General features: G+C 67.5%; 23 protein-coding genes, 1 tRNA gene and 1 other RNA gene. 15 read left to right on the top strand and 10 right to left on the bottom strand.

The window, feature by feature from the left end; all coding sequences use genetic code 11:
• Positions 1-19: 19 nt before the first annotated feature.
• Together dapF and LQZ85_RS04310 are read left to right on the top strand one after the other, a co-directional pair.
• Entirely contained in the window at positions 20-892 is an 873-nt protein-coding gene (dapF, locus tag LQZ85_RS04315) for a diaminopimelate epimerase (RefSeq protein ID WP_053095842.1), read from the top strand.
• On the top strand, positions 892-1,542 hold the full coding sequence (locus LQZ85_RS04310; protein ID WP_056278527.1) for an HAD family hydrolase: 651 nt from the start codon (positions 892-894) through the stop codon (positions 1,540-1,542). Before dapF ends, LQZ85_RS04310 begins: the two co-directional genes overlap by 1 nt.
• An 18-nt stretch (positions 1,543-1,560) precedes the next feature.
• Here LQZ85_RS04310 and LQZ85_RS04305 read toward each other — a convergent pair whose 3' ends face one another.
• Positions 1,561-2,202, bottom strand: coding sequence for a methyltransferase (locus LQZ85_RS04305; protein WP_053095844.1), 642 nt, complete (start codon positions 2,200-2,202; stop codon positions 1,561-1,563).
• A gap of 68 nt (positions 2,203-2,270) precedes the next feature.
• Between LQZ85_RS04305 and hflX the strand changes: the two genes are divergently transcribed.
• Positions 2,271-3,782: a GTPase HflX gene (hflX, locus tag LQZ85_RS04300; RefSeq protein WP_053095845.1), complete on the top strand. Its 1,512-nt coding sequence runs from the start codon at positions 2,271-2,273 to the stop codon at positions 3,780-3,782.
• 24 nt (positions 3,783-3,806) lie between these two features.
• Here the strand turns inward: hflX and LQZ85_RS04295 are convergent, their stop codons facing one another.
• Entirely contained in the window at positions 3,807-4,478 is a 672-nt protein-coding gene (locus LQZ85_RS04295) for an SIMPL domain-containing protein (protein WP_056278529.1), read from the bottom strand.
• Positions 4,479-4,609: 131 nt separating this feature from the next.
• Between LQZ85_RS04295 and ssrA the strand changes: the two genes are divergently transcribed.
• Positions 4,610-4,979: a transfer-messenger RNA gene (gene ssrA / locus LQZ85_RS04290) on the top strand.
• Positions 4,980-5,082: 103 nt separating this feature from the next.
• On the opposite strand, the gene LQZ85_RS04285 is transcribed toward ssrA, so the two are convergent.
• A complete protein-coding gene (locus tag LQZ85_RS04285; RefSeq protein WP_230100567.1) occupies positions 5,083-6,447 on the bottom strand; it encodes a DUF1524 domain-containing protein in 1,365 nt (454 codons plus the stop codon).
• A 125-nt stretch (positions 6,448-6,572) separates the two neighbouring features.
• Positions 6,573-7,427, bottom strand: a complete 855-nt coding sequence (locus LQZ85_RS04280; protein ID WP_230100566.1) for a transposase — start codon at positions 7,425-7,427, stop codon at positions 6,573-6,575.
• Between the two features lie 88 nt (positions 7,428-7,515).
• On the opposite strand from LQZ85_RS04280, the gene LQZ85_RS04275 reads away from it, so the two are divergent.
• Positions 7,516-7,830, top strand: coding sequence for a hypothetical protein (locus LQZ85_RS04275; RefSeq protein WP_056278625.1), 315 nt, complete (start codon positions 7,516-7,518; stop codon positions 7,828-7,830).
• A gap of 3 nt (positions 7,831-7,833) precedes the next feature.
• On the opposite strand, the gene LQZ85_RS04270 is transcribed toward LQZ85_RS04275, so the two are convergent.
• Positions 7,834-8,397, bottom strand: a complete 564-nt coding sequence (locus LQZ85_RS04270; protein ID WP_056279038.1) for a hypothetical protein — start codon at positions 8,395-8,397, stop codon at positions 7,834-7,836.
• Between the two features lie 21 nt (positions 8,398-8,418).
• Complete coding sequence (gene hisN / locus LQZ85_RS04265; protein ID WP_056278626.1) at positions 8,419-9,216, bottom strand: histidinol-phosphatase; 798 nt, start codon at positions 9,214-9,216, stop codon at positions 8,419-8,421.
• A 145-nt stretch (positions 9,217-9,361) separates the two neighbouring features.
• On the opposite strand from hisN, the gene LQZ85_RS04260 reads away from it, so the two are divergent.
• Both LQZ85_RS04260 and LQZ85_RS04255 read left to right on the top strand, forming a co-directional pair.
• A tRNA-Lys gene (locus tag LQZ85_RS04260) sits at positions 9,362-9,434 on the top strand.
• Between the two features lie 110 nt (positions 9,435-9,544).
• Entirely contained in the window at positions 9,545-9,955 is a 411-nt protein-coding gene (locus tag LQZ85_RS04255; RefSeq protein WP_157538163.1) for a protease inhibitor I42 family protein, read from the top strand.
• Between the two features lie 99 nt (positions 9,956-10,054).
• Here LQZ85_RS04255 and LQZ85_RS04250 read toward each other — a convergent pair whose 3' ends face one another.
• The 3 genes from LQZ85_RS04250 to LQZ85_RS04240 are packed head-to-tail and all read right to left on the bottom strand — an operon-like array spanning position 10,055 to position 12,540.
• Positions 10,055-11,281 carry an MFS transporter gene (locus tag LQZ85_RS04250; protein ID WP_056278628.1) on the bottom strand — a complete coding sequence of 409 codons (1,227 nt, stop codon included), beginning with the start codon at positions 11,279-11,281 and terminating at the stop codon, positions 10,055-10,057.
• A complete protein-coding gene (locus LQZ85_RS04245) occupies positions 11,278-11,715 on the bottom strand; it encodes a MarR family transcriptional regulator (protein ID WP_230100565.1) in 438 nt (145 codons plus the stop codon). The genes LQZ85_RS04250 and LQZ85_RS04245 overlap by 4 nt, the downstream gene beginning before the upstream one ends.
• Positions 11,716-11,754: 39 nt before the next feature.
• A complete protein-coding gene (locus LQZ85_RS04240) occupies positions 11,755-12,540 on the bottom strand; it encodes an IclR family transcriptional regulator (RefSeq protein WP_230100564.1) in 786 nt (261 codons plus the stop codon).
• Positions 12,541-12,646: 106 nt separating this feature from the next.
• Between LQZ85_RS04240 and LQZ85_RS04235 the strand changes: the two genes are divergently transcribed.
• The 3 genes from LQZ85_RS04235 to LQZ85_RS04225 are packed head-to-tail and all read left to right on the top strand — an operon-like array spanning position 12,647 to position 15,298.
• The gene (locus tag LQZ85_RS04235; protein ID WP_056279039.1) at positions 12,647-13,420 is read left to right on the top strand and encodes a CoA transferase subunit A; all 774 of its coding nucleotides are present in this window, start codon (positions 12,647-12,649) and stop codon (positions 13,418-13,420) included.
• A 1-nt stretch (position 13,421) separates the two neighbouring features.
• Positions 13,422-14,072, top strand: coding sequence for a CoA transferase subunit B (locus LQZ85_RS04230; RefSeq protein ID WP_187249537.1), 651 nt, complete (start codon positions 13,422-13,424; stop codon positions 14,070-14,072).
• Positions 14,069-15,298, top strand: coding sequence for an acetyl-CoA C-acetyltransferase (locus LQZ85_RS04225; RefSeq protein ID WP_230100563.1), 1,230 nt, complete (start codon positions 14,069-14,071; stop codon positions 15,296-15,298). The genes LQZ85_RS04230 and LQZ85_RS04225 overlap by 4 nt, the downstream gene beginning before the upstream one ends.
• Before the next feature lie 3 nt (positions 15,299-15,301).
• On the opposite strand, the gene LQZ85_RS04220 is transcribed toward LQZ85_RS04225, so the two are convergent.
• The gene (locus LQZ85_RS04220) at positions 15,302-15,583 is read right to left on the bottom strand and encodes a hypothetical protein (protein ID WP_053095855.1); all 282 of its coding nucleotides are present in this window, start codon (positions 15,581-15,583) and stop codon (positions 15,302-15,304) included.
• Positions 15,584-15,820: 237 nt separating this feature from the next.
• Between LQZ85_RS04220 and LQZ85_RS04215 the strand changes: the two genes are divergently transcribed.
• The 5 genes from LQZ85_RS04215 to LQZ85_RS04195 all read left to right on the top strand — a co-directional run bounded on the left by LQZ85_RS04215 (position 15,821) and on the right by LQZ85_RS04195 (position 23,003).
• Positions 15,821-17,092, top strand: a complete 1,272-nt coding sequence (locus tag LQZ85_RS04215) for an MFS transporter (RefSeq protein WP_072591164.1) — start codon at positions 15,821-15,823, stop codon at positions 17,090-17,092.
• 51 nt (positions 17,093-17,143) lie between these two features.
• Complete coding sequence (locus tag LQZ85_RS04210; RefSeq protein ID WP_056278630.1) at positions 17,144-18,553, top strand: trehalose-6-phosphate synthase; 1,410 nt, start codon at positions 17,144-17,146, stop codon at positions 18,551-18,553.
• A gap of 63 nt (positions 18,554-18,616) precedes the next feature.
• Positions 18,617-19,411: a trehalose-phosphatase gene (gene otsB, locus LQZ85_RS04205; protein ID WP_230100562.1), complete on the top strand. Its 795-nt coding sequence runs from the start codon at positions 18,617-18,619 to the stop codon at positions 19,409-19,411.
• A gap of 9 nt (positions 19,412-19,420) precedes the next feature.
• Complete coding sequence (ilvD, locus tag LQZ85_RS04200) at positions 19,421-21,139, top strand: dihydroxy-acid dehydratase (protein ID WP_053095858.1); 1,719 nt, start codon at positions 19,421-19,423, stop codon at positions 21,137-21,139.
• Positions 21,140-21,200: 61 nt separating this feature from the next.
• A complete protein-coding gene (locus tag LQZ85_RS04195; protein WP_053095859.1) occupies positions 21,201-23,003 on the top strand; it encodes an acetolactate synthase large subunit in 1,803 nt (600 codons plus the stop codon).
• Positions 23,004-23,005: the final 2 nt, after the last annotated feature.

The following is a 23,005-nucleotide window of genomic DNA, read 5'->3' as shown; positions in this document are numbered from 1 at the left end:
AGATCTCTAGACTGGACGAATGGTCGCATTCACCAAAGGGCACGGTACGGGCAACGATTTCGTGATCATCGCCGACCCCGACGGCTCACTGGAACTCAGCTCGGAACAGGTCGCAGTGCTCTGTGACCGGCACCGCGGCATCGGAGCCGACGGCATCCTTCGTGTCGTGCGCTCTGCAGCGATCGTGGACGGGCGGGCGTCACTCGCTGAGGAGCCGGCAGCTGAATGGTTCATGGACTACCGCAACGCCGACGGATCGATCGCCGAGATGTGCGGCAACGGCATCCGCGTCTTCGCGCACTATCTCGTGCGCTCCGGGCTCGCCACGATCCAGCCCGGCTCGACGCTCCCGATCGGAACCCGAGCGGGCGTGCGCGACGTGACCCGCAGTGAGACGGGATATCAGGTGGATCTCGGCCTGTGGAAGCTCTCCGGCGACGACCCTCTTGTCACGGCGGACGGGCTCCCCGTCACGCGCCCGGGGCTGGGCATCGACGTCGGGAATCCTCATGTGGTGGTCGCCCTCGCATCCGAGGCGGAACTCGCCTCACTCGAACTCCACCGTGCTCCGGTGCTCGAACCCACCCCGCCCGCGGGTGCGAACGTCGAGTTCGTCGTCCCAGGTGAGCCGCTTGTGCGGGACGGGATCGGGCACGTCTCGATGCGCGTCTCCGAGCGCGGTGTGGGGGAGACCCTCAGCTGTGGCACGGGTGTGGCGGCCACAGCTCTGGCGGTGCGCTACTGGGCAGGTGCGAAGGCGCCCGACAACTGGCGGGTCGAGGTGCCGGGTGGCACGCTCGGCGTGCGCATGTTCCCCGCGGAGGACGGCGAGCACGTCGCGCTGTCCGGCCCCGCGCAGCTCGTGTTCAGCGGCGAGGTCGACCTGATCTGATGGGCGCGACCGGTCCGATCGATCTGGTCATCTTCGACTGCGACGGAGTCCTCGTCGACAGCGAGCGGCTCTCGATCGAGGTGGACCGGCGGGTACTCGCCGATCTCGGGTGGGAACTGTCCTCGGACGAGATCGTGCACCGGTTCGTCGGACGTTCTGCCGCCTACTTCCGCTCGGAGATCGAGTCGTACCTCGGGAGCCCGCTTCCCGACGACTGGGAGGCGACCTATCAGCCGTGGTACGTCGCCGCCTTCGCTGAGCTGATCGCGGTGGACGGCGTCGAGCGCGCACTCGACGAGATCGTGACGGCCACGTGCGTGGCTTCGAGCGGTACCCATGCGAAGATCCGGAGAACGCTCGGGATGACCGGTCTCCTTCCGCGATTCCAGGGAAGGATCTTCAGCGTGGATGACGTGGTCGTCGGTAAGCCCGCCCCGGATCTCTTTCTGCACGCCGCAGATCGGCTCGGGGTGCACCCCGAACACTGCGCGGTGGTCGAGGACAGCCGGTTCGGCGTCCGCGCCGCTCGAGCCGCCGGGATGCGGGTATACGGCTACGCCGGCGGGCTCACCCCGGCCGAGTGGCTCGAACAGGAAGGAGCCGTCGTGTTCGCCGACATGCGCGACCTTCCCGACCTTCTCGGTCGCTGATGTCGCTGCGGCGAGACGTCAGACGAGAGCGATCGGCTCGGTGGGTGGGGTGCCGTGCTTGCGCACCTTGAGGATGCGATAGCCCTTGGAGGTCGCGGTGCGGTGCACGCTGAAACCAGGATGGAACGTCGAGCCGATCCACCGTTGCAGCGAATCCGCGCCGAGGTTGCGCTGCACGACGAGCCACGCGTCGCTGCGCTCGTCGAGGCGGGGGATCCACTTCTCGAGCAGGCCGTGAAGCTCGTTCTTGCCGACGCGGATCGGAGGATTCGAGCGGATCGAGCGGAAAGTCACGTCAGCGGGAACATCCTCGGGCAGTGAGGCGTTGACATTCTTGAGACCATGAGCTGCGGCGTTGCGACGCACGAGATCCAGAGCCCGCTCGTTCACATCGACCGCCCATACGGTCGCATGGGGCGCGGCCAATGCCATCGACAGCGTGACCGGTCCCCACCCGCTTCCGAGGTCGAGAAGATGGCCTCCCGGCGGAACCGGAGGCGTGTTTGCGAGAAGGACGGCAGTACCGGCATCCAGCCGATCCGGGCTGAAGACGCCGCCAGCAGTGGTGACGTCCAGCTCTCGGCCTGCGAGCGTCACACGGATCGATCGCAGGTTCTCGGGGCTTGCCGGGGCCGCGGTGAAGTAATGGTCGGACCCCATACCGTGAGCGTAGCGGACAGCGCGGGCTAAGGTTAAGGCTCGCAACAAAACCCAGAGATAAGGGACGGATGACGGAGACCAGCACACACTCCACAGGTGACGAAGCAGTCGATCGCGTTCTCGCGAATGCGGAGAAGCGGACGGAGGCACGAGTGTTCGGCGCCGCTCAGGCGCTGCAGGACCAGTCCACCGCGTCACACGCGTTCTCGGACGGCGACCAGTGGGACCTCGAGGATCGTCATGCGCTGCGGCGCGTCGGCGGTCTCTCCACAGAACTCGAAGACGTCACGGAGGTCGAGTACCGCCAGCTCCGGCTCGAGAACGTGGTGCTGGTCGGCGTGTATCCGCAGGGCGCTCAGGAAGACGCGGAGAACTCGCTCCGCGAACTCGCAGCCCTCGCGGAGACCGCAGGAGCCGTCGTCCTCGATGGCGTTCTGCAGAGGCGACCGCACCCGGACGCCGCGACCTACATCGGGCGCGGCAAGGCGCAGGAGCTGAAGGACATCGTGGCGGCCACGGGCGCGGACACCGTGATCGCCGACACGGAACTCGCCCCCAGCCAGCGACGAGCTCTCGAGGACGTGGTCAAGGTCAAGGTCATCGACCGCACCACCGTCATCCTCGATATCTTCAGCCAGCACGCCAAGAGCCGTGAGGGCAAAGCCCAGGTCGAACTCGCGCAGCTCGAGTACCTCCTGCCGCGCCTGCGCGGCTGGGGTGACTCGATGAGCCGTCAGGCGGGTGGCCAGGTCGGTGCCGGTGGTGCCGGAATGGGCTCCCGTGGCCCCGGTGAGACGAAGATCGAGCTCGACCGTCGCCGCATCCGCACCAAGATGGCGCTCCTTCGTCGGCAGATCCGTGACTTCGGCCCGGCGCGAGAGGCCAAGCGTGCCGAGCGCAAGCGCAACACGATTCCTTCCGTGGCCATCGCCGGATACACCAACGCCGGCAAGTCGAGCCTTCTCAACGCTCTCACGAGCGCAGGGGTGCTCGTGGAGAACGCACTGTTCGCGACGCTGGATGCGACGGTCCGCCGCTCGGAGACGTCGGACGGGCGTGTGTACACGCTGACGGACACCGTCGGCTTCGTCCGCAACCTTCCGCACCAGCTCGTCGAGGCTTTCCGATCCACGTTGGAAGAGGTCGGCGACGCCGACGTCGTGCTGCACGTCGTTGACGGATCTCACCCCGATCCCGCCGGTCAACTACAGACCGTGCGGGACGTCATGGGCGACGTCGGTGTGCGTGATATGCCCGAGCTCGTGGTGTTCAACAAGGCCGATCTGATCGACGACGACGAGCGTCTCGTGCTGCGAGGCCTCGAGCCCACGGCGCATTTCGTCTCATCCCGGTCGGGCGAGGGCATCGAAGAGCTTCGAGCGGCGATCGAAGAGGCGCTTCCGAAGCCGGCCGTGGAGGTGCACGCGGTTGTTCCCTATGACAGGGGTGATCTGGTCGCGGCGATCCACGAGACCGGGATGCTGCTGGCGGTGGACCACAGCGAGCAGGGCACAGTCGTGCACGCGCGTGTGTCCGAGCGACTCGCCGCCGATCTGGCGCCGTTCGCGATCGACGCCTGACCGCTTTGCGGTGCGGGGCGCGGTTCAGCGCGCGACGAATCGCGCCTCGACCGTTGCGGAGATGACGATCTCGTCGGGTTCGTAGTCCATTGACGGCCCGCCCACGTCCTGGGACTCCTGCATCATCGCCCCGCGCATCTTGGGCATGACCGCGAGCGGCTGAACGGGCGCGGGGGTTATCAGCCCGACATCGGCGATCTCGACGGGAACGACGGAACCGAGTCCGAGCGCTGTGGCGTATGCCTGCGCGCGCGTCACGGCCGCTCCGACGGCCTGCGCCGCGACCTCCCGTTCGACCCGGGACCTCGTCTCGGCGGTGAGGTGCCAGTCGACCCAGCCGACCTCGACACCGTCCCATGCCGAGACCTCGGACACCCAGAGCGAGAGCGCCGAGGCTTCGGCGAACGTCGCAGTCAGATCCACGCCGGCGTAGTGAACGGGCGCGAGCTGCGTGCCCTCCGAGTTCCACGGGCGCTCGGCGCGTACGGACAACCGCTTGCTGGACCAGTCGACGACGATGCCCGTGTCCAGCCGCGCGGTGATGCTCTCGCGCACCGGCTCGGTGAGATGCATCACGCTATCGACCACTCCTGCGCGGTCGGCGCCGTCGGCGCGGACACTGACGTGGATGGTGGCGCGCTCGGGCGCAACTCGCGCCTCGTGATCGCCGCGGACGGTGACGGTGACTTCGCTCATGTCGTGACTCTACGCCAGGGCATGGAATGGCGAAGGCCTCGCGAACGTTGTAGTCTGTGAGGCTCGGGGACTCCGGTTCCCGGGATGATAAGTACACAGAGTGACAGCGGCTCCTTCGAGAGAAGGACCACGGGGCTGATCGGTTTCGACAGCGCCTGTGAATCCACGAGAAGCGGGCCGAGGATGCAGAGTTATCTCGTAAACGCTCTCTGCAAAAAAATAGTTGCCGAAACCAAGCGCAACGACTTCGCCCTCGCTGCATAAGCGAGCCCGATAGTCCGTCAGGCCGTATGTGATTCCGATACGGATCCTGGCGTCATTTAGGAATCTTGCTGCGTGATGGCGTCTGGACGTCACGTGGGACTCTTCCCAGGCTGGGCTCGTCGACTTAGGTGTCTGTGACAAAGGTCGGAGCCGAGCAGAACGTCTTCACAGACTGCGCCCGGAGAAGGCGTGGAGACTCAGCGTTGGACGGGGGTTCGATTCCCCCCAGCTCCACCACGTCGCTGTCACAAGCAAGAAGGCCCGCCTCCCTGGTGAAGATCACGAAGGGAGGCGGGTCTTTTGTGTGCGTGATCGGGAATCGACGCGGCTCAGGCTCGGCCTACGGCGCGCCAGGCAGGGTCTCGCAGGGGATGCCGTCGTTGTCGAAGTCGAGCTTTGCGACGTCGCCGTAGTAGGGGTAGAACCGGTCGAACCATTCCTTCGCTGCAGCGTAGTTCGCGAAGTCCGTGCAATTCCGCGTGTCCCCGGGGTTCCCCGGTTGCTGAGGCGGTTGAGGTTGCTGAGGCGGCTGAGGGACGGGGATGCCTGAGGACGGTACTCGGAAGTTGTCGCCTTCGTAGATCCACACCCGCCACCACTTGGCGAGGACTGCATCTCGTTCGGCCGCGTCCGCGGTGTAGAAGTGATGAGCCGCGGAGTTCGACCAGAACCGCGCGACGGGAACGGTGCCGGCCTGCGTGGAGTCGGCCGGGTAGACGTAGTACGCGATCCCTTCGTCTTTCCAGATGTTCGGCCACTTGGCGATGACAGCCGCGCGCTCGGCGGGGTCTGCGGTGTAGAAATGCCCCGAGTACGTGCTGCTCCAGAACCTGTAGAGCGGGATGGTTGCGGCGACCTGGGTCGTGAACGCGGTGTACCGCTGCCCCTCGTAGGTCCAGACGTTCGGCCAACGGGCGATGATCTGATCGCGCTCCGTCGGGTCAGTGGTGAAGAAGTGCCCCTGGTAGACGGGGCTCCAGAACCGGTACACGCCGACGGGGTCTGGCATCGGCGGCGCGGAGGGCCGTCCGACGGTGGGCGTCGCCGGCATCCAGGCGTCCCACTGGGGGCCGCATTCTTGGAGGAGCGTCTGGATGGCGCTCTTCTCGACGGGGTCGACGGACAGGTTCCACCGCCACTTCACCGCGACCCACTCGGAGACATAGGTGCACCGCATCGGCCGGTATGGAGGCAACCAGGATGCAGGATCCTTGTCGGCCTTCGCGGTGTTCACGGCGGCGGTGACCATGGTCAGGGTGCGCTGGTCGTCGAGGTCGTTGGAGTAGCTCTGTCGTTGCGCGTCGGTCCAGGCCCACGCGCCGGACGCCCACGCTTCCTTGAGCGCGACAAGGTGATCCATCTCGATCGCGGCGGGGTCGATGTGCGTGACGTTGTCGTAGTAGGAGAACCACTGACCTCCAGTGACGGTGCACGCGCCGGTGACGGTCGTCGGAATGTCGGACTCCTCGAGCAGCACCTCCTGACGGGTGCGGCATCCGTCCCCGTCGAGATCCGCGCCTTCGAAGAAGAGGTCGCGGTCGTACTTCACGGTGGACGGAGCCTCGACACGCAGCTGATCGAGGAGCGTGCCGACGGGTACCCAATCCGCCGCTGGCGGAGGCGCTGCCACCGCCGCTGACGGAGTGAGCGAGCCTGCGACGACCGCGGTCGCGACGAGGATGGCACTCAGGAACCGATTGCGCATGCCACTCCCTGTGAAATCGGCTCCGCCGTGGAGCCTCGCGCTCAGGATACACACAGAATACCGGTACGCTGTCGAGGTCGTTCGACGGCGCGTGCGTCCGCTGACACGTCCTCCCGCGTCGGTGGTCAGCCGGTGGTGAGCCGGTCGAGAGCGTCCTCTGCGGTGCGGAGATGCTCTTCCGACTCCCGCACTCGCTGCGCGAGCGATTCCTGTTCGGCCTCCGCCTCCTCGGCGTCTTCTCGCGCGCGCTTCGCTTCATGTCGGACCTTCGCCAGGTCAGCTTCGAGTTCACGCTCACGACGTGTGAGGGCTTCGATCCTCACCGCAGCATCGCGGAGTGCTCGGTCGGCCGTCGCCGCTTCGCGTGCCGCAGTGTCGTGAGCCTTCTGGGCTCCTCTGACGGCCCGTTCCGCGTCCCGTCGCTCTCTGCGTGACCGCACCTCGTCGACGGGTGTGGGCGAGATCGCGGGCGGTGCGGGTGCGCCTCCACCCACGAGGGTGTCGGCGATGTCGGCGAACGTGCCGGCCGGTTCCAGCTCGCGCACGAGCCTCGCCGAGGCGACGGCGGCGGCCGCAGTGGGATCGAAGAAGGCCGCGCTGATGGTCTGCTGAACCGCCTCTCTCGTCGAAGCCGTGACGCGCTGTCCGCGCGCTTCAGCGAGCGCAGCGGCATCTGCCGCGAGTCGGCTCGTGAGGGCGCGGCGGTCGCGACCGAGCTGCGCGAGCGCGCGAGCATCCAGGTCCGCCTGAGCTTCGCGGAGCTCTTCGGCGAGTTGAAGCGCTTCTCCGAGTTGCGCGGCGCGCTCGTGTGCGAAGACGTTGACCACCCAGGCGGCGACCGACGGCTTCTTCAGATCGCGAATCTGCGCGGCGAGGCCCGCGTCGTCGGCCTCGACGGCGCGCGCGTTGCGTGCGCTCACGAACTCTGCAGGTGACCCTGTGTACAGCTCCACTGCGATGTCAGCGAGCGGGGAGTCCATGCGTGCGACGATACACCGCGCAGGATGAGCTCCTCCCTGCCTCTTCAGATGCGCAGTCCGTGCCACCTGTGCCAGTATTCTGGTTCGCATGGCAACGCTGTTCTATGGCGCGTCGGACGTTCCGATCCACATCGAGGATCGATCACTCGCGCATCTGAAGATCGTCATCGCGACCAAGCTCCGCCGTCAGGAGAGCTTCACCCTGTCATGGCGTCATCCCGAGGGAGAGCCCGGCGGACGATCCACCATCTGGATCCATCCGTCCATCCCGCTGCGCTTCACCTTCGACGAGCCGGAGCAGCCTCAGTTGAACCCGCGGTGGATCGACGATCTGATGCAGTCGGTGAACTCGACAGGCGGCATCCTCCTCGTCGACGAGGTGATCGATTCTCCGGTCGAGTGAGCGTCAGCCGGCCCACTCGATCAGGATGAGGCCCTGGCGCGTGTCCGCGAACTTCACCCAGCCGTCGCCGAACAGATACGTCATGCCGTAGCCGTCTTCGTCGGTGCCCATCGCGAACTGCGGGTTCTCGGTGATGTAGATGCCGTCGGGGCCGTCCTCGCGGGTCCAGCCCTCTCCGAGGAGGGAGGTCTGTGCAGCAGTGGCGTCTTCAGCGCTGATCGTCGACCACCCGTAGAGCTGACCGTGATCTGAGGCGACGCTGTAGTCGGCCCAGAAGCAGAGGAGCCCGTCGGCGAGCGTCACGCCACCCACCACGAACTCCTTCTCCTCGAAGGTCCAGCCCTGATCGGTGAGTGCCTGCACGGTTCCGGCCGAGACGATCGTGTCGCAGGCTGGCTCCACCGCCGCGGAGGGTGTGGGAGTGGCTGCCGGCTCCGCAGTCGCCGTGGGGGAGGGCTTCGGCGAGTCGGGCGTGGGCGACGGCGCGCCCTCGGGCGTCGCTGCGCAGGAGACGAGCGCGACGGTGAGCAGGAGCGCACCGAGTGCGGCGGAGGTGAAGCGGTTCATCGCGCGTGCCTTCATCGGGGGTCAGTCGTGCAGAAGTGCGAGGAACGCGTCGTGGAGGATGCCGTTGGTGGCGAGCGCCGAGAGGTCGGAGATCGTCTCTGCGCCGTCGAAACCGGTCATCCGACCGCCCGCCTCGCGCACGATCGGGACTGCGGCCGCGACGTCGTACTCCTTGACGCCGAATTCCGCGACCATGTCGATCCGCCCCTCGGCCAGGAGCATGTAGGCGTAGATGTCTCCGTAGGCACGGTCGCGCCATACCCGGTCGGCCAGCTTCAGCAGTTGGTCGAGGTGACCGGACTCAGCCCATTGGGTGATGCTCTGGAAGCTCACGCTCGCGTCATCGAGAGACGACACGGAGGATGCCGAGACCCGGCGCGGTTCGGCATCCGTCGCCGTCCATGCCCCTGACCCTGACGCCGCCCACCAGCGGCGTCCGATCGCGGGCATGCTGACCACTCCGACCTGCGGTACGCCGTCGACCGCGAGGGCGATCATCGTGCCCCACAGCGGCACTCCGCGGAGGAAGTTCGCGGTGCCGTCGATGGGATCGATGATCCACTGTCGATGGGTGCTGCCCTCAGCGCCGAACTCCTCGCCGAAGATGCCGTCATCGGGCCGTTCGGTCGACAGGATGGCGCGGATCGCCCGCTCGGTGGCGAGGTCCGCATCGGTGACATGAGAATTGTCCGCTTTGGTCGAGATCTCCAGGTCGGAGCTGTCGAACCGGGGGAGCGACTGCGCATCTGCGGCGTCGGCGAGTCGAAGGGCGAGTGCGAGGTCGCGAGAGAAGTCGTCGACGCGGGGGGAGGCGGTCACATCTCCAGGATAACCGCCCCGCCCGGGGGCCCGAGGGCTCGTGACACGGGGCGACACGCGCGGCGAACACGTGGGACCCGACTCGATTTCGCACCGCGGCGATCGGCTGGTAATGTAATTCCTCGGCCGGGGAATACCGCGCCACGCACCTCTAGCTCAATCGGCAGAGCAACTGACTCTTAATCAGTGGGTTCTCGGTTCAAGTCCGAGGGGGTGCACGGATCAGCCTCGATGACTCTCGCCAGTCATCGGGGCTTTTCTGCGTCGCGGTGATGCCGCCGACATCGCTTTCCGTGCGCTAGTTTGATGCAAACGCTAAGGGGTGGCGATGCGCGCACGGGTGAAGAGATTCGCAGTCGGAGCGATCGTGGCCGTCTGCAGTCTTCCGCTCACCGCATGCTCGGCTGGGCTCGAGACGAGCATCGACTACACGGCCTCCTCGGTGACGCTGGCCCCGGATGAGGCGCTCGTGGTCGACTTCGGTGACATCAATCCCACCGTCGGTGAGGAGTGGGTGCTGACGCGGGAGCCCGATCCGGCGGTTCTCGGACCGGGCGACGAGCGGTCGCGGTACCTGGGCGAGGAGGGTGAGACCGGAGCGCCGAGCGCGCTCACCTACCGCTTCGCGCCCGTGGGTGAGGGAACCACCGTGATCCAGTTCGAGTACCGATTCCGCGGCGCCGTTCCCGAGGACCTCGACGACCAGAAGACCGCGGAGATCACGGTCACCGTCAAGTAGGTCGATCAGGCGACTGCGATGACAGCGCCGCCGGTGGGCCTGCTGCGCTCTGAGAGCTCGCTCATCGCCCCACGGCATCGAACGCAGCAGGCTGGCGTGTCACCCGGCGTCGCCGAGCAGGATGGCCTGCGCGTCCTCGATCGCGGCGTCGTCGGGCTCGTCGTCGATGTGCGCGAGGATCTTCCTGCCGCAGAAGATCGTCGCCGCTGCGATGAGCACGGCGAGAGCGGCGACCAGATACGGGATCGTCGCGTTGAACGCGTGCCAGAGAGCCGCTGCGAGGGGCGGCGCGATGGCTCCGCCGAGGAACCTCACCGACGAGTACGCCGACGATGCGACCGAGCGGGGCAGGTCCGTCGCCTCCATCACCGCTTCGGTGAGCACGGTGTTCATCACACCCAGCAGCAGTCCGCCGATGACGATGCACACGACCAGCGCAGTGGCGGATTCGACCAGCAGGCCGGCGATGATCAGATCCACGGCGAGAAGCGGCAGGACGGTGAGGATCACGCTCGTGCGGGACATCCGGCGCATGAGCAGGGGAGCCACCCAGACGCTCGTGATGGCGAGGGCGAGGCCCCAGCCGAAGAACGTGAAGCCGATCCCCATGGCCCCGAAGCCCAGAGGGAACGGCGAGAACGCGAGCAGGATGAAGAAGCCGATGTTGTAGAAGAAGGCCGCGATCGCGAGAATCGCGAGCGCAGGACGACCCAGGGCCCTGAAGGGTGCCGAGAACGGGATGGGCGCGCGCTTGTCCTCGGGTCCGCGCAGAAGCACGAGCACGGCGAGGAAGGCGATCGCCATGAGCACCACCACTCCGAAGAACGGGGCGCGCCAGCTCTGCTCGCCCAGCAGGCCGCCCAGAAGCGGACCGATGGCGATACCGAGCCCGAGGGCTGCCTCGTAGAGGACGATCGCAGCTGAGCTGCCCCCCGACGCCGCGCCCACGATCGTCGCGAGAGCGGTGGAGATGAACAGCGCGTTGCCCAGACCCCATCCTGCGCGGAAGCCGATGACCGCGTCGACGCTGCCGCTGAGCGCGCAGAGCAGGGCGAACACCACGATGAGCGCCAGCCCGATCAGAAGCGTCTTCTTGGCGCCGATGCGGCTCGAGATCCAGCTGGTCACGAGCATCGCGAGACCGGTGACCGCGAGATAGCTCGTGAACAGGAGCTCCGTCTCGAACGGGGTCGCCTGCAGGGATTCCGCGATCGCGGGGAGGATGGGATCCACGAGTCCGATGCCCATGAATGCGACGACGCACGCGAAGGCGACGGCCCAGACCTGGGCTGGTTGCTTCCACACTGAGGTGGCGGGGGTGTTCACGCTGCTGCTCCTGTCGAGTCGGTGGTGGTGTGCGCCGCGAGGATCTCGGCGGCGCGCGTCAGGATGCTCCATTCGTCGCCGTCGAGGTCGGCGAAGCGAGGGGCGAGCGTGTCACGGAACTCTTCGCGCCATGACTGCAGCGCGCGGGACCCGGCCACGGTGATGGCGACGGCTGTCGCGCGAGAGTCCTCGGCGACGGGGGAGCGAAGGACCAATCCCTCGCGCTCGAGGTTCCCGATGAGCCGGGTCATCCCGGGCTGGGTCGTGCGTGCGGCTGCCGCGAGCTCTCCGACCCGCTTGGGCCCGGACTGCTCGAGCAGACTCAGCACTCGCCACTGCGCGGCAGGCGCATCATTGCCGGCGTCCTGTGCGGCGATCCGGCCGAGCGCATACCCGGAGAGCACGAGCGAGGGGATGACATCCTGACGATTCATACCAGAAAGTATATACCCACTGGTATGTATAAGTCCGGGTCAGCGCCGAGCCCCCGCGATCCGAGCCGAGAGCTGGTGCGCATGGGCGAGGAGCGTCCTGCCCAGCTCGCCGATCCGATCAGGGCCGAAGCGGAATCCCACGCCGGTCAGGCTCAAGGCCCATTCCGGTCGACCCGAGCGATCGAAGACCGCCGCGCCGAGACCCCAGCTGCCCTCCACGATCAGCCCCGGATTCACCGCATAGCCTCTCTCCTTCGTCTCGGCCAGCCGTGTTCGCAGAGGTGCGGCGCCGTGAGATCTGCCCCAATTGGCCTCGAGCTCCGGATGACGTTCCAGATAGGCGTCCACATCGTGGTCAGGGAGGAATGCCAGGATGGCGAGCCCGGCGCTTGCTACGCCGAGTGGAAACCGCACGCCCTCGCTCAGCACGAATGACCGGATCGGGAAGGAGCCCTCCTCGCGGACGAGGCACACCGTCTCATCGGCACGGCGCACCGAGAGGAAGGCGCTCTCCTCGGTCTTGACCGCGAGCGAGCGGACGATATCACGCCCCAGTGCAGTCACGTCATAGCGGGCTGCGGCGACGGATCCCATGAGATAGAGCTCCGGCCCGGGCATCCAGCGAGTGGTGGACTCGTCGCGGTCGACCAGACCCTCGGCGCGAAGTGCGGAGAGCAGGCGATGCGCGGTCGAGCGGGACAACCCGGCGGACGCGGACAGCTCCTGGAGCGACGCACCGTCGTGGCCGCTGGAGGTCACGAGCCTCAAGAGCTTCGCGGCGCGCGCGATCGCCTGCGTTCCGGGGATCGAGGCGGAGGGTTCCATAATGTGGACGTTATGCGTTGATGTGTCCACATCGCAAGAGTGTTCTTCCCTCGAGGATGCCGGAGAGTGGATGCTGAAGAAACGGGCGTCATTCGAAGGAGCATGCGTGATCGACAAACAGTGGGCGAGCGCCGAAGAAGCGGTCGCAGACATCGAGGACGGTGCGTCTCTCGCCGTCGGAGGATTCGGGCTCTCCGGGAATCCGACTGCGCTCATCGACGCACTGCTCGCCCGGGGCACGAGCGGGCTCAGCATCGTCAGCAACAACTGCGGAGTGGACGACTGGGGGCTCGGCATCCTGCTCGCCGCTCGCCGGATCCGCAAGATGACCTCGTCCTACGTCGGGGAGAACAAGGAGTTCGAACGGCAGTTCCTCTCCGGCGAACTCGAGCTCGAGCTGACACCGCAGGGAACCCTCGCCGAGAAGCTCAGGGCGGGAGGGTCTGGGATCGCCGCATTCTTCACCCAGACCGGCGTCGGCACGCAGGTCGCCGAGGGTGGGCTCCCGCGACGCTACAACCCCGACGGCAGCATCGCGGTGGCGTCTCCGGCGAAGGATGTTCGTACCTTCGACACCGCGGCAGGGCCGCGCGAGTATGTGCTCGAAGAGGCGATCACCACCGATTTCGCGCTGGTGCATGCGCTGGCGGGGGACAGGCACGGGAATCTGATCTTCAACAAGGCGGCGCGCAACTTCAACCCCCTCGCGGGGATGGCCGGACGAATCTGCATCGCGCAGGTGGAGCAGCTCGTCGAACCGGGGGAGCTGGATCCGGACCGCGTCCATCTGCCGGGTGTCTTCGTGCACCGCGTCGTCGAGGTCGGCACCGACATCCCGAAGCGCATCGAACGTCGAACCGTCACGCCGGAAGGAGTCTGACATGGCGCTCACACGCGATGAGATGGCCGCTCGCGCTGCCGCAGAGCTGCGGGACGGCTCCTATGTCAACCTCGGCATCGGGCTGCCCACGCTCGTGCCGAACCACGTGCCCGACGGGGTGACCGTCGTGCTGCAATCCGAGAACGGCATCCTCGGCGTCGGACCGTACCCGCACGAGGGCGCGGTGGATCCGGACCTGATCAACGCCGGCAAAGAGACCGTCACGGTGCTGGCCGGTGCCGCGTACTTCGACTCCGCGACGAGTTTCGGCATGATCAGAGGCGGCAAGATCGACGCGGCGATCCTCGGCGCCATGCAGGTGTCCGCCACCGGAGACCTCGCGAACTGGATGATCCCGGGCAAGATGGTGAAGGGACCCGGCGGCGCGATGGATCTCGTGCACGGTGCCGCGCGCGTCATCGTGCTGATGGAGCACACCGCGAAGGACGGATCGGCGAAGATCGTGCACGACTGCTCGCTTCCACTCACAGGCCGCGGGGTCGTCGATCGCATCATCACCGACCTGGCGGTGATCGACGTGACACCGGACGGTCTCTCGCTCGTCGAGCTCGCACCGGGCGTGACGGTGGAGCAGGTCGTGGCGGCGACGGAGCCGACACTCACGGTCCCCGAAGAACTGCACGACCGATGAACGCACAGAACGGAGAGGCGGAGATGAACGCCCCAGACCACTCGAGCGACGCGGACGTCGTGATCGTCGCCGCGGCACGCACTCCCCAGGGCCGCCTCAAGGGACAGCTGGCGAGCTTCAGCGCGCCGGAGCTCGGCGCATTCGCGATCCGAGGTGCCCTGGAACAGGGGTCCATCGATCCCTCGGACGTGGACGCCGTGATCGTCGGCCAGGTCCTCGCGGCCGGCTCGGGACAGAACGCAGCGAGACAGGCGGCGATCGGAGCCGGTATCGGCTGGGACGTTCCCGCCCATTCCGTGAACAAGGTGTGCCTCTCAGGTCTCACGGCGATCATCGACGCGGCTCGGATGATTCGGACGGGAGACGCGGCGGTCGTCGTCGCGGCGGGCATGGAATCCATGACCAGGGCTCCGCACCTGCTCATGGGGTCGCGGGACGGATGGACGTACGGCAGCGTGGAGGTGCTCGATCACATGGCCCACGACGGCCTCACCGACGCGTACGACAAAGAGAGCATGGGCGCGTCCACCGAGCGCCACAACGCCCGCTACGAGCTGACGCGCGGGGCTCAGGATCAGGTGGCGGCGCTGTCGCATCAGCGTGCTTCGGCGGCTCAGGCCGCCGGCGTCTTCGACGATGAGATCGTGTCCGTCGCCGTTCCCCAGCGGCGGGGGGAGCCGACGCTCGTCACCGCCGATGAGGGCATCAGGCCCGACACGACCGTCGAGTCTCTCGCGGGCCTTCGGGCGGCGTTCGCCGAGGGCGGCTCGATCACGGCCGGCAATTCGTCTCAGATCTCCGACGGAGCGTCGGCGGTCGTCGTGACGACCCGCGCCACGGCGGCGACCAGAGGCTGGCCGGTGCTCGTCACCGTCGGCGCCAGCGGGCAGACCGCAGGGCCGGACAACTCGCTGCAGGCGCAGCCCGCGCGGGCCATCGAACGCGCGTGCGAGAAGCAGGGCATCACAGCCGCAGACCTCGATGTCGTCGAGATCAACGAGGCCTTCGGAGCGGTCGTCGCCCGATCGCAGCTCGAGCTCGGGCTCTCCAGCGACATCGTGAACGTCCATGGCGGCGGCATCGCGATCGGTCATCCGATCGGCGCGTCAGGCACACGTCTGGTCGTCCACATGGCACACGAACTCGCTCGCAGAGGAAGCGGTGTCGCGGCTGTGGGGCTGTGCGGAGGAGGCGGTCAGGGCGAGGCGCTGATCCTCACCCGCTGAGACTCAGCGCTTGATCGGCTTGACGCCCTCGGAGCGCTGCTTCTTGGCTTCCTTCTCGCGCTCCTTCTGCTGCTTGGCATAGACCGGCGAATCGGGCGACACGGGGCGACCCTGCTTCGCGCGGCGGGTGTCGATGACAGCGCCGATCGACAGCGCGAGCGTGATTCCCCAGCTCACCCACGCGAGGGCGGAGCGCCAGGTGATCTTGGTGTCGCGGGATCCGCGGAGCAGAGTGACGCCCGTCATGATCGCGCCGACGATTCCGGTGCCCGAGAGGTAGTTCATGACTTCACGCTACCTGTCGACGGCTGCGTCGCGCCCCGCCTTGACAACTCGGCGGGGAATCTGTCAGAGCCGTCCGTCGATGAGGCGGCCCGGGAACCCAGGCGTCGTCCCGCCGACCGCGCTACCATGGAAGGGTCGCGGCTGGTCCGCGGCCGCAATCCGTGTATCTACCGGCCGCCGGCTTCCCGGCGGACAGCGGCGGCACCCGACCCCGCGTCCGCGGACGCGCGAGAGCCCATGACACACGCAACTCCCATTCCCGAGCACCCTGCCCCGATCCCCGCGGCTGAGGAGCGAGGACTGCTCCGCATCGCGGGGCTCCCGTATTTCATCATCGCGTTCATCGCCCGGCTTCCGTTCGCGATGATGGTCGTCGGAGTGCTCACGGTCGTCGTCTCGGCGCGCGGTTCGCTCTCGCTCGGCGGACTCACCTCCGCGGCCGTCGGACTCGGCACAGCATGCTTCGGACCTCTGCTCGGCGCCGCCGCCGATCGGTTCGGACAGCGCATGGTGCTGCTGATCCTGGCGATCGCCAACGGGGCGATGCTGGTGCTCTTCACCGTCGTCGTCTACACGGGGGGAGCGGACGCGCTGGTGCTGATATCCGCGTTCGGCATCGGCGCCACCGCTCCGCAGGTCGCTCCGATGTCTCGATCCAGACTCGTGACGATGATCGCCGATCGGATGCCTGAGGCGGCGCGCACGCGCACCGTCTCGGGGACCATGGCGTATGAGTCCGCCGCCGATGAGACCGTGTTCGTGTTCGGGCCGTTCATCGTCGGCATCCTCGCCTCCGCCATCGCGCCGTGGGCCCCGCTCATCGGTGCGGCGGTGCTCACGGTCGTGTTCGTGGGCGCGTTCGCCCTGCATCCGAGCGCGCGTGTCGTCTCGGTGCATCGAGGCGAGGACGGGCGGGCGCCGTCGGCCGTGACCGAGCTCTTCAGCCCGCGTCTGCTGATCGTCGTCGTCGGCATCCTCGGCGTCGGCATGTTCTTCGGCACGATGCTCACATCGCTCACCTCCTTCATGGCGGACCGCGGCGCCGCAGAACAGGCAGGGCTCCTCTACGGCGTGATGGGTGTCGGGTCGGCGATTCTCGCGCTCGGCGTCGCGTGGCTCCCGGTGCGGTTCTCGCTCCGCGCGCGCTGGCTGCTGTTCGCCGGCATCCTGCTCGGCGGAAGCCTGCTGCTGCTCCTCGTCGACTCGCCGGCGACCATGATGATCGCTCTCGGGATCATGGGGATCGGCATCGGCCCGACCCTCGTCACGCAGTACAGCTTCGGGGCTGCGCGCAGCCCTCTGGGGCGCTCGGCGACGGTGATGACGATGCTCGGCTCGGGGATCGTCGTCGGCCAGTCCCTCGGCGCGGCCGTGGCGGGAGAGCTCGCCGAGAGCGCGGGAACGACCAGCGCTCTCGTGCTGCCGATCATCTCTGCGGCGATAGCCTTCGTCGCCGGGCTTGTCAACTGGTGGCTGAGCGGCACCCGACCTCGCGTAGCCTCGGTCTGAGCTTCTGTAGCCTGAGGAGCACCCCCACTGCATCGTCAGGAGCACTCACCCATGTCAGTCGCAGATTTCGTCGTCGTCGCCAACCGACTTCCCGTCGACCGGGTCGTGGGTCCTGACGGAGACGAGGAGTGGCGGACCTCCCCGGGCGGTCTGGTCGCCGCACTCGAGCCGATGATGCGCAGTGCGCGCGGAGCCTGGGTCGGGTGGGCCGGCCAGCCGGATGTCGAGCTGGATCGATTCGAGATCAACGGCATCGACCTGATCCCGGTGCCGCTCAGCGCCGAGGAGGTCGCCGACTACTACGAGGGCTTCGCGAACGACACGATCTGGCCGCTGTACCACGACGTCATCGCGCCGCCGCAGTACCACCGCGAATGGTGGGAGGCGTACGTCAAGGTCAACCGCCGTTTCGCGGAGGCAGCCGCCGACGTCGTCGCACAGGACGGCACCGTCTGGGTGCACGACTACCAGCTGCAGCTGGTGCCGCAGATGATCCGCGAACTGAGGCCCGATGTCACGATCGGCTACTTCCACCACATCCCGTTCCCCGCGCACGGGCTCTATGCCCAGCTCCCGTGGCGTGATCAGGTGCTCAAAGGCCTGCTCGGCGCTGATGTCATCGGCTTCCAGCGCGCACAGGACGCCACCTACTTCCTGACCGCTGTGCGCCGTCGTCTGCGTCACGAGGTGAAGGGGTCGGCGGTCACCATCCCGACCGAGGGGGGCGGCACGCGCACCGCCGTCGCTCGGGCCTTCCCGATCTCGATCGACACCGCTCCGTACCTCGAGCTCGCGGCACGCCCCGATGTCCGAGCGCGCGCGGCCGAGATCAGAGCGAGCCTCGGCAACCCGAAGAAGATCCTCCTGGGCGTGGACCGCCTCGACTACACCAAGGGCATCCGGCATCGCATCAAGGCGTACGGCGAGCTCCTCGAAGACGGCAAGCTGAGCGTCGACGACGTCACCTTCGTGCAGGTCGCGAGTCCGAGCCGAGAGCGTGTCGACGCGTACGTGCATCTTCGCGATGAGATCGAACTCGCGGTCGGGCGCATCAACGGCGATCACGACACCATGGGGCACACCGCCATCCGCTATCTGCACCAGGGCTACCCGCGCGAGGAGATGGTCGCACTGTACCTCGCCGCCGACGTCATGCTCGTGACCGCGCTGCGCGACGGCATGAACCTCGTCGCGAAGGAGTACGTCGCGACGCGGGCCGACAATCGCGGGGTGCTCGTGCTGAGCGAGTTCACGGGCGCCGCCGACGAGCTGCGGCAGGCGGTGCGCGTCAACCCGCACGACATCGCCGGGTTGAAGGACGCGATCATGACCGCGGTCACCATGACGCCCGCTGAGCAGGGCAAGCGGATGCGGTCGCTGCGACGTCGCGTGCTGGAGAACGACGTGAACGCGTGGTCGTCGTCGTTCCTGCGCGCACTCGCGGACGTCCGCGGACGCTGATCGGCCGGGTCGCACCGTTCCGCCGGGTCATACTGGGAGGACACCGCCTCGATTGGAGACACTGTGACCCGTAGCTGGACCCCCGGAGCCGCAGACCCGGCGCTGAGCGCCATCGCCGCCACACCCAGACTGATCGTCGCGCTGGACTTCGACGGCACGGCATCTCCGCTCGTCCCCGATCCGATGGCCGCCAGGGCTCTGCCCGAGGTCGCCGTGCAGGTCGCCCGTCTCGCGGCGCTCCCCGACACGGTCGTCGCCTACGTCTCCGGGCGCAGCATGCACGACCTGCGGGTGATCACCGAGCACACGGATGACTCGCTGATCGCGCTGGCCGGATCGCACGGTGCGCAGTACTGGTATCCCGGGGTCGGCGCCAACGAGGTCGACGGCGACACCGCTGAGGGGTCGCGAGAGGAGCTGTGGGAGGCCGCGCGGCCGATCATCGATCGATACGAGGGGGCGGAGCTCGAGCCCAAGACCTTCGGAATGGGTGTGCACACCCGCACGGCCACACCCGAGGTCGAGAAGGCGGTGTTCGCCGAGATCGATGCACTCGTCGCGGAGCGCTTCCCGCACTGGCGACGCCGCTCGGGGCACCGCGTGCTCGAGTTCTCGTCGCGGAACGAGGGCAAGGACGCCGCGATGACCGCGCTGCGCGAGCATTTCGACGCCACCGCCATCCTTTTCGCCGGCGATGACGTCACGGACGAGGACGCCATGCGCGTGCTCAGCGGCGACGATCTGGGCGTCCGCGTGGGACCGGGGGAGAGCGCCGCCGAGCTTCGTGTGGAGAACCCACAACAGATCGCCCTGCTTCTGGAGGCGCTCGCGGACGAGCGCACCTCCCGGCGGGAATAGACTTCCGTCATGTCCTCGCATGATCCCTCCACCAGCGCGCCCATCGACATCAAGCCCCGCAGCCGCGTCGTCACCGACGGCATCGAGGCGACGACCTCCCGAGGCATGCTCCGTGCCGTCGGCATGGGCGACGCCGACTGGGACAAGCCCCAGATCGGCATCGCCTCCAGCTGGAACGAGATCACACCCTGCAACCTGAGCCTCGACCGGCTCGCGCAGGGTGCCAAGGAGGGCGTGCACTCCGGCGGCGGGTACCCGCTGCAGTTCGGCACGATCTCGGTCTCGGACGGCATCTCGATGGGCCACGAGGGCATGCACTTCTCGCTCGTGTCGCGAGAGGTCATCGCCGACTCGGTCGAGACCGTGATGATGGCCGAGCGACTCGACGGATCGGTGCTGCTCGCCGGTTGCGACAAGTCGATCCCCGGAATGCTGATGGCCAGCGCCCGGCTCGACCTGTCGAGCGTGTTCCTCTACGCCGGCTCCATCGCACCGGGCTGGGTCAAGCTCTCGGACGGCACCGAGAAGGACGTCACGATCATCGACTCGTTCGAGGCCGTCGGCGCCTGCCGCGCGGGACTCATGAGCGAAGAGGACCTCAAGCGCATCGAATGCGCGATCGCACCGGGTGAGGGCGCCTGCGGTGGCATGTACACGGCGAACACGATGGCGTCGGTCGCCGAGGCCCTGGGCCTGAGCCTTCCCGGGTCTGCCGCTCCGCCCGCCGCAGATCGTCGTCGTGACTACTTCGCGCACCGTTCCGGCGAGGCCGTCGTCAACCTGCTCCGCCAGGGCATCACGACCCGCGACATCCTCACCAAGGAGGCGTTCGAGAACGCGATCGCCCTCGCGATGGCCCTTGGCGGTTCGACCAACGTCGTGCTGCACCTGCTCGCGATCGCGCGCGAGGCCGAGGTCGAGCTGAGCCTGCACGACTTCAACCGCATCGGCGACAAGGTGCCGCACGTCGCGGACATGAAGCCGTTCGGCAAGTACGTCATGAACGACGTCGACCGCCACGGCGGCATCCCCGTGATCATGAAGGCGATGCTCGACGAGGGCCTGCTGCACGGTGACGCGCTCACCGTGACGGGCAAGACGCTCGCCGAGAACCTCGCGGACCTCGACCCGCAGCCGATCGACGGCGAGGTCATCCACACCTTCGACAACCCGATCCACGCGACCGGCGGCCTGACGATCCTGCACGGGTCGCTCGCGCCCGAGGGTGCCGTCGTGAAGACCGCGGGCTTCGACGCGGCCGTCTTCGAGGGCTCCGCCCGGGTGTTCGAGCGCGAGCGCGCGGCCATGGACGCCGTGGCCAACGGCGAGATCGAGGCGGGCACCGTCATCGTCATCCGCTACGAGGGTCCGAAGGGCGGACCCGGTATGCGCGAGATGCTCGCCATCACCGCGGCCATCAAGGGCGCGGGGCTCGGAAAAGATGTACTACTCTTGACTGACGGACGATTCTCAGGCGGCACAACCGGCCTGTGCATCGGCCACATAGCACCCGAAGCGGTGGACGCAGGTCCTATCGCCTTCGTGCGCGATGGTGATCTGATACGGGTCGATATCGCAGCTCGCTCTCTCGACCTACTCGTCGACGAGGCGGAGCTCGCCTCCCGCCGCTCTGGCTGGGAGCCGCTACCCCCGCGCTATACCCGTGGCGTTCTTGCCAAGTACTCGCGTCTCGTGCGGTCCGCCGCCGAGGGCGCGACGACCGGCTGATCCGCGTCGGCTCCGGCATCCCAGCCTCCGACGTCGCCAACAGACCATCAGAAGGAGTGTCATGACTGCTGACACCGTCTCGGCTGTGCCGAGGCCGCCCGCACCCAAGTCCGCCGCACCGGAGATCTCCGGAGCCGAGGCCGTGGTCCGCACGCTCGAGCTCCTCGGCGTCAAGGACGTCTTCGGTCTTCCCGGAGGAGCGATCCTCCCGGTCTACGACCCGCTGATGGACGCCGCCGAGCTGCGGCACATCCTCGTGCGGCACGAACAGGGAGCGGGACACGCCGCCGAAGGCTACGCGTCGTCCTCGGGCAAGGTCGGCGTCTGCATCGCGACGTCAGGTCCCGGTGCGACCAACCTCGTGACCGCGATCGCCGACGCCTACATGGACTCGGTGCCGCTGCTCGCGATCACCGGGCAGGTGTTCTCGACGCTGATGGGCACTGACGCGTTCCAGGAGGCCGACATCGTCGGCATCACGATGCCGGTCACGAAGCACTCGTTCCTCGTGAAGGATGCGTCGGAGATCCCGGGCGCCATCGCGGCGGCCTATGAGATCGCCTCGACCGGCCGACCGGGACCGGTGCTCGTCGACATCACGAAGGACGCCCAGCAGGCGATGGCGCCGTTCGTCTGGCCTCCCAAGTACGACCTGCCCGGATACCGCCCCGTGACCAAGGCGCACGGCAAGCAGATCCAGGCGGCGGCGGCCCTTCTGGCCGAGGCCAAGAAGCCGGTGCTGTACGTCGGCGGCGGTGTGATCCGCGGTCGCGCGTCTGCCGAGCTGCTCGCCCTCGCCGAGACCACGAATGCGCCCGTCGTGACCACACTCATGGCTCGCGGCGCATTCCCCGACTCCCACCAGCAGCACCTCGGCATGCCGGGCATGCACGGCACCGTTCCGGCGGTGCTGGCGCTGCAGGAGGCCGACCTGATCGTGTCCCTCGGGGCGCGGTTCGACGACCGCGTGACCGGCAAGGCCGCGCTCTTCGCGCCGAACGCCAAGGTCGTGCACGTCGACATCGATCCGGCCGAGATCTCGAAGATCCGCACCGCAGACGTGCCGATCGTGGGCGACGTCCGCGACGTGCTGGTCGATCTCGAGTCGGCGTTCCGCACCGCGATCACCACCACGACCCCTGACACCGAGGAGTGGTGGTCGTACCTCGACGGGCTGCGCAACGAGTTCCCGCTCGGGTACGCGCCGACGACCGACGGCCTCCTCGCTCCGCAGTACGTGATCCAGCGGATCGGTGAGCTGACCGGGCCGGAGGGCATCTACGCCGCGGGCGTGGGACAGCACCAGATGTGGGCTGCGCAGTTCATCAAGTACGAGCGCCCCAACGCCTGGCTGAACTCCGGGGGTGCAGGAACCATGGGCTACTCGGTTCCCGCTGCGATGGGCGCGAAGGTCGCCGAGCCCGACCGTGTGGTGTGGGCGATCGACGGTGACGGCTGCTTCCAGATGACCAATCAGGAGCTCGCCACCTGCACGATCAACAACATCCCGATCAAGGTCGCGATCATCAACAACTCGTCGCTGGGCATGGTGCGCCAGTGGCAGACGCTGTTCTACGACGGCCGCCACTCGAACACCGACCTCAACACCGGTCACGGCACCGTCCGCATCCCCGACTTCGTGAAGCTCGCGGAGGCATATGGCTGCCTCGCGATCCGCGTGGAGAAGGAGGAGGAGGTGGACGCGGCGATCAAGCTCGCCCTCGAGACGAACGACCGTCCCGTCGTCATCGACTTCGTCGTCAGCGCCGATTCGATGGTGTGGCCGATGGTTCCCCAGGGCGTGAGCAACAGCTACGTCCAGTACGCCCGCGAGCACGCGCCCGCATTCGACGAGGAGGACTGACC

This window comes from Microbacterium sp. Bi98 (genome assembly GCF_918698045.1).
Classification (GTDB): domain Bacteria; phylum Actinomycetota; class Actinomycetes; order Actinomycetales; family Microbacteriaceae; genus Microbacterium.
The sequence above is the reverse complement of the archived record's forward strand: the minus strand, read 5'-3'. Positions and strand labels throughout refer to the sequence as shown.

Bases quoted from the DNA above. Each gene is read 5' to 3' on its own strand.
- dapF (WP_053095842.1), top strand. From the start codon at position 20: ATGGTCGCATTCACCAAAGGGCACGGTACGGGCAACGATTTCGTGATC.
- LQZ85_RS04310 (WP_056278527.1), top strand. From the start codon at position 892: ATGGGCGCGACCGGTCCGATCGATCTGGTCATCTTCGACTGCGACGGA.
- LQZ85_RS04305 (WP_053095844.1), bottom strand. From the start codon at position 2,202: ATGGGGTCCGACCATTACTTCACCGCGGCCCCGGCAAGCCCCGAGAAC.
- hflX (WP_053095845.1), top strand. From the start codon at position 2,271: ATGACGGAGACCAGCACACACTCCACAGGTGACGAAGCAGTCGATCGC.
- LQZ85_RS04295 (WP_056278529.1), bottom strand. From the start codon at position 4,478: ATGAGCGAAGTCACCGTCACCGTCCGCGGCGATCACGAGGCGCGAGTT.
- LQZ85_RS04285 (WP_230100567.1), bottom strand. From the start codon at position 6,447: ATGCGCAATCGGTTCCTGAGTGCCATCCTCGTCGCGACCGCGGTCGTC.
- LQZ85_RS04280 (WP_230100566.1), bottom strand. From the start codon at position 7,427: ATGGACTCCCCGCTCGCTGACATCGCAGTGGAGCTGTACACAGGGTCA.
- LQZ85_RS04275 (WP_056278625.1), top strand. From the start codon at position 7,516: ATGGCAACGCTGTTCTATGGCGCGTCGGACGTTCCGATCCACATCGAG.
- LQZ85_RS04270 (WP_056279038.1), bottom strand. From the start codon at position 8,397: ATGAACCGCTTCACCTCCGCCGCACTCGGTGCGCTCCTGCTCACCGTC.
- LQZ85_RS04255 (WP_157538163.1), top strand. From the start codon at position 9,545: ATGCGCGCACGGGTGAAGAGATTCGCAGTCGGAGCGATCGTGGCCGTC.
- LQZ85_RS04245 (WP_230100565.1), bottom strand. From the start codon at position 11,715: ATGAATCGTCAGGATGTCATCCCCTCGCTCGTGCTCTCCGGGTATGCG.
- LQZ85_RS04240 (WP_230100564.1), bottom strand. From the start codon at position 12,540: ATGGAACCCTCCGCCTCGATCCCCGGAACGCAGGCGATCGCGCGCGCC.
- LQZ85_RS04230 (WP_187249537.1), top strand. From the start codon at position 13,422: ATGGCGCTCACACGCGATGAGATGGCCGCTCGCGCTGCCGCAGAGCTG.
- LQZ85_RS04225 (WP_230100563.1), top strand. From the start codon at position 14,069: ATGAACGCACAGAACGGAGAGGCGGAGATGAACGCCCCAGACCACTCG.
- LQZ85_RS04220 (WP_053095855.1), bottom strand. From the start codon at position 15,583: ATGAACTACCTCTCGGGCACCGGAATCGTCGGCGCGATCATGACGGGC.
- LQZ85_RS04215 (WP_072591164.1), top strand. From the start codon at position 15,821: ATGACACACGCAACTCCCATTCCCGAGCACCCTGCCCCGATCCCCGCG.
- LQZ85_RS04210 (WP_056278630.1), top strand. From the start codon at position 17,144: ATGTCAGTCGCAGATTTCGTCGTCGTCGCCAACCGACTTCCCGTCGAC.
- ilvD (WP_053095858.1), top strand. From the start codon at position 19,421: ATGTCCTCGCATGATCCCTCCACCAGCGCGCCCATCGACATCAAGCCC.
- LQZ85_RS04195 (WP_053095859.1), top strand. From the start codon at position 21,201: ATGACTGCTGACACCGTCTCGGCTGTGCCGAGGCCGCCCGCACCCAAG.